Genomic DNA, 5,946 nt, shown 5'->3' with positions numbered 1-5,946 from the left:
GCTTGCCCAGCTTGATGTAGAGCGTGACCGCTCGGATTCGATCTTCGTAGGAATACATGAACTACCTCCTGGTAGTCCAAGTTTTTGTCCGCACCCCCGACTGTCAGATTTCGGTCGGCGGCAACACGCTCGAACGGGCTATATCAAGATGGGTTCACCGCGCGCATACCAACAAGCCCTGCAATGCGCGGGAGCACTCGGCAGCAGCGCCCACGGGCCAGTTGACCGTCACGAGGGTGCCGTGATTGCAGCACTCGATGCGGATGTCTGATGAGGCAGCTGCCGATGCAGCACTGGTGGGGGCCGCATGTGCACCCGCTGCCTGGGGACCAATCACTGGCGAGCCCAGTGTCATGGCGATGAAGGCGGGTGCGGGGTTGGCAGGCACCGGATGGGCCTGATGTGCTGGGGCGCAAACAGGCCGTGGATTGACCATGAGCTTACCAGTTGCATCGTCGCAGTGCGGGGCGATGCCACACGCAACAGCATGGGCTATATCGCTGGCGCTCTGGTGCAGGCCCTGACGATGCTCCTTGAGCCAGCGATGCAGCACGTTGGCATTCATGCCATGTTCACGCGCCGTGGCGGCAATCGATGCGCCGGGCTGCAGGCATGCAGCGATCAGTTCAGCCTTGAATTGCGCGCTGTAGACCCGGCGAGTGCGGGGGGCATGGGAGCGCGAATCGGGAATCTCTTGAGACATGGTGTGCACGATGGTTTACGTGGACGCGATGGTGCTCGCAATTGCTCATCCAGGGTAGATAGGTTGGCCGGACGGATACCCATGTCTGGCCGCCGCACGTCGCCACTATGTAGCCGCCGCACGATCTGCTGCTCGCGCAACGTGTGTACGCTGGCCCTACACTCCGTCTTGAGCTACTCGTCCTTTCTCCAACACAATCACTCTGTCTGTCATGTTGATGGTCTCAGGCCGATGAGCAATGATGATGCGCGTTAGCTTCATGGACTTAATGGTCTCATTGATGGTGCGCTCGTTCAGTATGTCCAGGTGACTGGTTGCCTCGTCAAGCACAAGGATGCGTGGTCGACGGTACAGCGCACGAGCCAAGCAGATGCGCTGCTTCTGCCCACCAGACAGGCCACTGCCAATGTCGCCAACGAGCGAGTTGTAGCCCATTGGCATGTCAATGATCTCCTCGTGGATTGCCGCCATGCGCGCGCATTCTTCGACATACTCTGCATCAGGTTGCGGATCGAAGAAGCTGATGTTGTCGGCAATTGAACCTGTGTAGAGCGTGTCGTCCTGCATCACCGCGCCGATCAACTTGCGGTAGTTTGTCAAGCCGACGCGCCGCAGCGAGTGAGCAGCCAGGAAGACATCCCCATCGCTGGGCTCCAACAAGCCGAGCAGAATCTTGGTGAGAGTTGTCTTGCCGCAGCCGGATGCACCTGTAATAGCCACACATTCTCCTGCGGCGATTGACAGATTTACCTTGTCGAGCACGAGGGGTTCATTTGAAGAGTACCGAAACGAGACACCGCGTACCTCGATCGACGCTTCCATGAGAGACAAGTCGATCTCGGGCATAACCGAGTCTTGCTCAGGCGTAGACTGCACGATGTCGGCCAATCGCTCGGTGTGCAAGCGAAGCATTGAGAACTCGAATAGCTTGTCGACCAGCGCGGCCGTGCGTTGCGAAAACTGCGCCTTGTAGGCTAAAAAAGCGAACAACATGCCTAGGGTGAAATCGGTGCGTAGCACTGCCAGCCCGGCTAGCCAGATGATCAGCACGTTCTCCAGGCCGAAGATAAGCACTTTTGAGGTGTGCTGAATGACCCCAATCTTTTCAACCCGCAAGTGGGCGTTGAACTTGTCGGCTAGCATATTCAGCCAGCCCATTCGGCGCTCGTTGAGACGACTGAACAGACGTACAGCCTGGATGCCGCGCACTGTCTCCAGAAAGTGAGTGTGCTGTTTGGCGTCCCATACGATCTCCTCGACTGACGCATTGCGCAGGCTACTGAATGCGACACGGCGTACGACCGCATACCCCAGCACTGCCATCCCGGCCACGCCCGTCAGTGTCGCGCTGTAGGTCAGCATCATAGCAACGGTACCGAGCGTCAGTATTCCATCGACCACGGCCTGTGCAAACCCGCTAGTGAGCATCTGTTGGATGTGCCCGATCGAGCTGAAATAGGACTGAATCGTGCCCAAGTGGCGTTTCTCGAAGTACGCCAATGGCAGCTTCAGTAGATGCGCGAAGACGTTGCCCAGCCACTGGAAGTTCAGGTTTGCCGACAACGTCGCGACTAGCCAGCCGCGCAGCGCTGCAATGCCCGCGTGCAACAGTACCAGCAGCGCGAAGCCAGCACTTAGCGCTGTGATCAGGTCACGGTCAGCCGCCGGCAGTGCTTGATCAACAACCCACTGCAAATGAAAGGGCATGGCCACCGCCACGACCTCAAGTGCCACCCCTAATCCTAGAACGTGCAATACGTTTCGGCGCAGACCGACTACATTCCCCACTAAGGTGCGCAGCCGCAGAGGCTTGCGCACATCAACGGGAGAAAAGTTCGCTGCTGGTTTCAGTTCCATAGCCACGCCAGTGAAATGCCTGGAAAATTCTTCAAGGCCGAGGCGCCGTTCACCGACTGCTGGATCGTGGACTACTAGGAAACGCCTACTGACATGCTTGAGCACTACGAAGTGATTCATATCCCAATGAACAATACAGGGCAGTACAAGCTGATCCAACGCGTCCAAATCAAGCTTCAGTGCACGAGTGTCAAGTTTGAAGGTCTCAGCGATTGCAACAAGGCTCTCCAGTGTGGTTCCCTTGCTGGAGACGGGCATGCGGCGGCGCAGATCACTCATCTCGAAGCGGTGGCCATGGTAGATCGCCAACATTGCCACGGATGTCAGACCACACTCTGCCGCTTCAGCCTGAAGGATGACCGGCAATCGACGCCCACCTGTGAGTAGAGCTAGACTACTCATATCGCCTGTGCCTTCGCGCCCAGCAGCGGCCCCAGGACCCACTCGTAGAATCGTCGGTGTTCTACTGTCACCGTGGCACTAATCTGCATTCCAGCCTTTAGCGTTGCCAGCAAGTCGGGGGTGAGTCGATCCGTTCCCAAGATTACCCTCACGCGGTACATCGATACTTCTGCAGATGTGATCAATGCCCGCTCGTGGCTCGGGACCGGACTACGGGAAACCTCACGGACCTCTCCCGGGAATTGGCCAAATTTTTGGTACGGCAGGGCTTCGAACCGAACCTGTGTAGGCGTACCAATGGCGATCTGCCCCGCCGCTCGTGACGGCGCATACAGCACCGCTTCTAGTGCGGAACCCTCGGGCGCGATGCTCGCAAGGGCGGCGCCTGCTGACACTGTCTGCCCGGCTTTGACCGCCATGACAGTCAGCTGTCCACCGCGCGGCGCCCGAACTTCCCAGCGCCGCTGCGTGTCGTTCTCCGCTTCGGCGCGTCTAATTTCATTCAGGCTGTTTTCCAAGCTTCCAATATCGCGCTGAAGTTGCAGTGGCAGCTTGTCTATCTCAGCGCGCAACTTGTCGCGCTCAACAAGCAGCGCGGCGTGTTCGCGTTGCATGGTGTGAAGCCGCACCTCCTGCTCAATGAGGTCGGCACGCTTCTCGTCAAGCTTCTCTCGACTAACTACCGGCGCGTACTCAGCGCTCTCGAAGCGTCGAGCAGCAGCGCCTGTCAACTCGGCCCGGTCACGCTGTCGCACGATGCCGAATCCCAACTGTGCTAACTGAGTGTCAATCCATCCGCTCCGACGTACTAAGGCGGCGCGATCGAGTTCGGTCTGGCGTTGCGCGATGCCGATTTGTTCGACCAACTGCTCGCGTTGCCTTCTGAGGATCTCGCCAACACGTTGGCGTGTCGACCCGCCTGAGCCATCGCGCTCTCCAGAAAGAGTGAATAGCACATCGCCCGGCACAACCGTTTGGCCTTCGTCGAATTTCGCGTGTTCCACCAATCCTGGCTGAGGACTGCTTATCTGGATGAGTCCGGCAGCCGGAAGCAACACTCCAGAGAGAGTCTCACGCCGGGCAAAACCGAATAGAAAAAAAACCAAAATCAGCGAGCAAAAAAGGCCCCCAAATATGGCAGTTAGCACCTTGGTGGGCCATGCTTGGCGCAACACTATGTTGCCAACCAACCGTTGTCGTTGTTGGTCAATGGCTTCGATGCGGTATAGGTCATTCATGCGTGGACTATGCGGCGCACGGAGCCACTCGCAGCAATGCGTGCGCCAGGAAATCTGACCCAAATTTGTACCATCGCGATTGACTCAGTGGAATAACGCTTGAACTGGCGCCAAGACTGGGTGTGACGGTCCATGGTCGGGGTAGGTCGCATTTGTCGTTGCATTTCAAATGCCAAGCGTTGGGTTCGGAACTACCGCCAGAGAAAAGTCGGTGCTGCCAATTGCCACAAGTGCAGCTGGCAGCATACGAACCTACAGACTCAGTTGTGGCCGGGGTTGGAACGCGGAGGCCGCACTGCCCGCCAAGCGCCGCCGGAGACGGTGCGCATTTCCTTTGCTGTCAGCAGCTTCAGCATGTTACTTCCGACGGGCTTTGCCGACTTGCCAGCATTTTTTTCTTCTACGTGCTTCAGATCTTTCATCTCTCTCTTACTCCTTGGTAAATGTTCCCTATCGCTGAGATTTGCCGGTGGGAACGAGTCCCGGCAAACGCATTTCTCCATGCCTTACTATCGGATGTCCGCACAACGGTCACGGTACCGCATGCGTGCAGCCGGAGAGGATGCGGACAAAGACCAGCTCCGGTAGTTGTGGCACAAGAACTCGTTGGCAGACGCTTTCTGGGCTGCGATATTGGCAGTCAAATGAATCTCAACAGCCATCGGCGTCGCAACATAAAGTTCTATCGCAAGGGCTAAATACTGATTCTTATGATGACTGCGATACCGAGCTGTGAATACGTACTGCTTTCTCCCGCAGCCAGAGCGTGGCGATCCATTTCTCACCTTCCAGAACCGGCTCACCGCTGTGAAGGGATGCTGGATCCATGGATCCGTCAGGCATTCGATAAGTGAAATACAGGGCGCTTCCCTGCTTCGGTCGTACGTCCAGACCCGCGAACGCGAAGCTTGTAGCCCCGCCTCGTGCGACATCGCTCAGGTATAGCACCACCGTACCGACTCGTTGCCCGCCTGCAGCGAGTGCGTGGTCGTGGTTGGAGAGGGACGCTTCGTCGAAGTAGTCCCAATGGGGCAAGAACTTCTCGCCAGGGCCGTAGCGCACTACGGAGAGCTCCTCCATGTGGTCGACCGGCCACGATACAAGTTCTTCGACCCTGGACTCTATGATGGTGATCAGGTCTGCGACACTTGAGCTAAGCGAGGTGTCGCGACTTGAGCGTACCTCGCTGTCTACCACATCGGCTTTCTCTCCCATGACCGCGCTGTCGACGACCCTATCTCTCGCCAATGCAACGATGTCAGCACACTCCTGCGGAGACAGGAATCCATCGAGTAGAACCACGTCGGGATTGCTGCAGCTAAAGCGTACCTCTACCTTGCGATCATCGCTGTGCCTGAAGTCGCAATCAACACGCTGCGGTAGTAGCGGCCCAACCATCAAGGCATTTCCATTTGCCTTGGAGCGTTCTATCGCTGCGTCTTTCTGTGCTGGACCAAAGTAGCGTATCAGGCTGTGCGCCGCTTCTTGTATCCGCCAGCTTTGTTGCGCAGCGACCAGAGGCGAATCGTCATGGCGCAATACACCTAGCGCGGCGAGCACCTGGGCCTGCGGCTCGCGGAAACCATCGGCTTTCATTGCATTCGCCATCACCTCGACCGACATCCACTCGAGGGCCGCGACCTCCTCAGTGAGCGTCCAGTCCGACCATCTTGAACACTCGCTAGAGTCATAGGAGCCTCGTGTCCACCTCAACTCTTGGTGGACACGTGAACACTATCCCCGATC

5 protein-coding genes are annotated in these 5,946 nt (G+C 57.5%); all 5 read right to left on the bottom strand.

Going from position 1 to position 5,946, the window contains the following annotated elements:
• Positions 1-154: 154 nt before the first annotated feature.
• The gene (locus ASE39_RS14055) at positions 155-703 is read right to left on the bottom strand and encodes a transposase (protein ID WP_082615445.1); all 549 of its coding nucleotides are present in this window, start codon (positions 701-703) and stop codon (positions 155-157) included.
• Between the two features lie 156 nt (positions 704-859).
• On the bottom strand, positions 860-2,962 hold the full coding sequence (locus tag ASE39_RS14050; protein WP_057271560.1) for a peptidase domain-containing ABC transporter: 2,103 nt from the start codon (positions 2,960-2,962) through the stop codon (positions 860-862).
• Positions 2,959-4,200, bottom strand: a complete 1,242-nt coding sequence (locus ASE39_RS14045) for an HlyD family efflux transporter periplasmic adaptor subunit (protein ID WP_057271559.1) — start codon at positions 4,198-4,200, stop codon at positions 2,959-2,961. The genes ASE39_RS14050 and ASE39_RS14045 overlap by 4 nt, the downstream gene beginning before the upstream one ends.
• 260 nt (positions 4,201-4,460) lie before the next feature.
• Entirely contained in the window at positions 4,461-4,622 is a 162-nt protein-coding gene (locus ASE39_RS26785) for a hypothetical protein (protein ID WP_158004253.1), read from the bottom strand.
• Between the two features lie 286 nt (positions 4,623-4,908).
• The gene (locus ASE39_RS14040) at positions 4,909-5,823 is read right to left on the bottom strand and encodes a 2OG-Fe(II) oxygenase (RefSeq protein WP_140426783.1); all 915 of its coding nucleotides are present in this window, start codon (positions 5,821-5,823) and stop codon (positions 4,909-4,911) included.
• Positions 5,824-5,946 lie beyond the last annotated feature (123 nt).

This window comes from Acidovorax sp. Root267 (genome assembly GCF_001429215.1).
GTDB classification, from domain to species: Bacteria; Pseudomonadota; Gammaproteobacteria; order Burkholderiales; family Burkholderiaceae_C; genus Acidovorax; species Acidovorax radicis.
This window is presented reverse-complemented; position numbering and strand designations above follow the sequence as displayed.

Coding starts and splice junctions, on each gene's coding strand:
- ASE39_RS14045 (WP_057271559.1), bottom strand. CDS start 4,200: ATGAATGACCTATACCGCATCGAAGCCATTGACCAACAACGACAACGG.
- ASE39_RS14050 (WP_057271560.1), bottom strand. CDS start 2,962: ATGAGTAGTCTAGCTCTACTCACAGGTGGGCGTCGATTGCCGGTCATC.
- ASE39_RS14040 (WP_140426783.1), bottom strand. CDS start 5,823: ATGTCGGTCGAGGTGATGGCGAATGCAATGAAAGCCGATGGTTTCCGC.
- ASE39_RS14055 (WP_082615445.1), bottom strand. CDS start 703: ATGTCTCAAGAGATTCCCGATTCGCGCTCCCATGCCCCCCGCACTCGC.
- ASE39_RS26785 (WP_158004253.1), bottom strand. CDS start 4,622: ATGAAAGATCTGAAGCACGTAGAAGAAAAAAATGCTGGCAAGTCGGCA.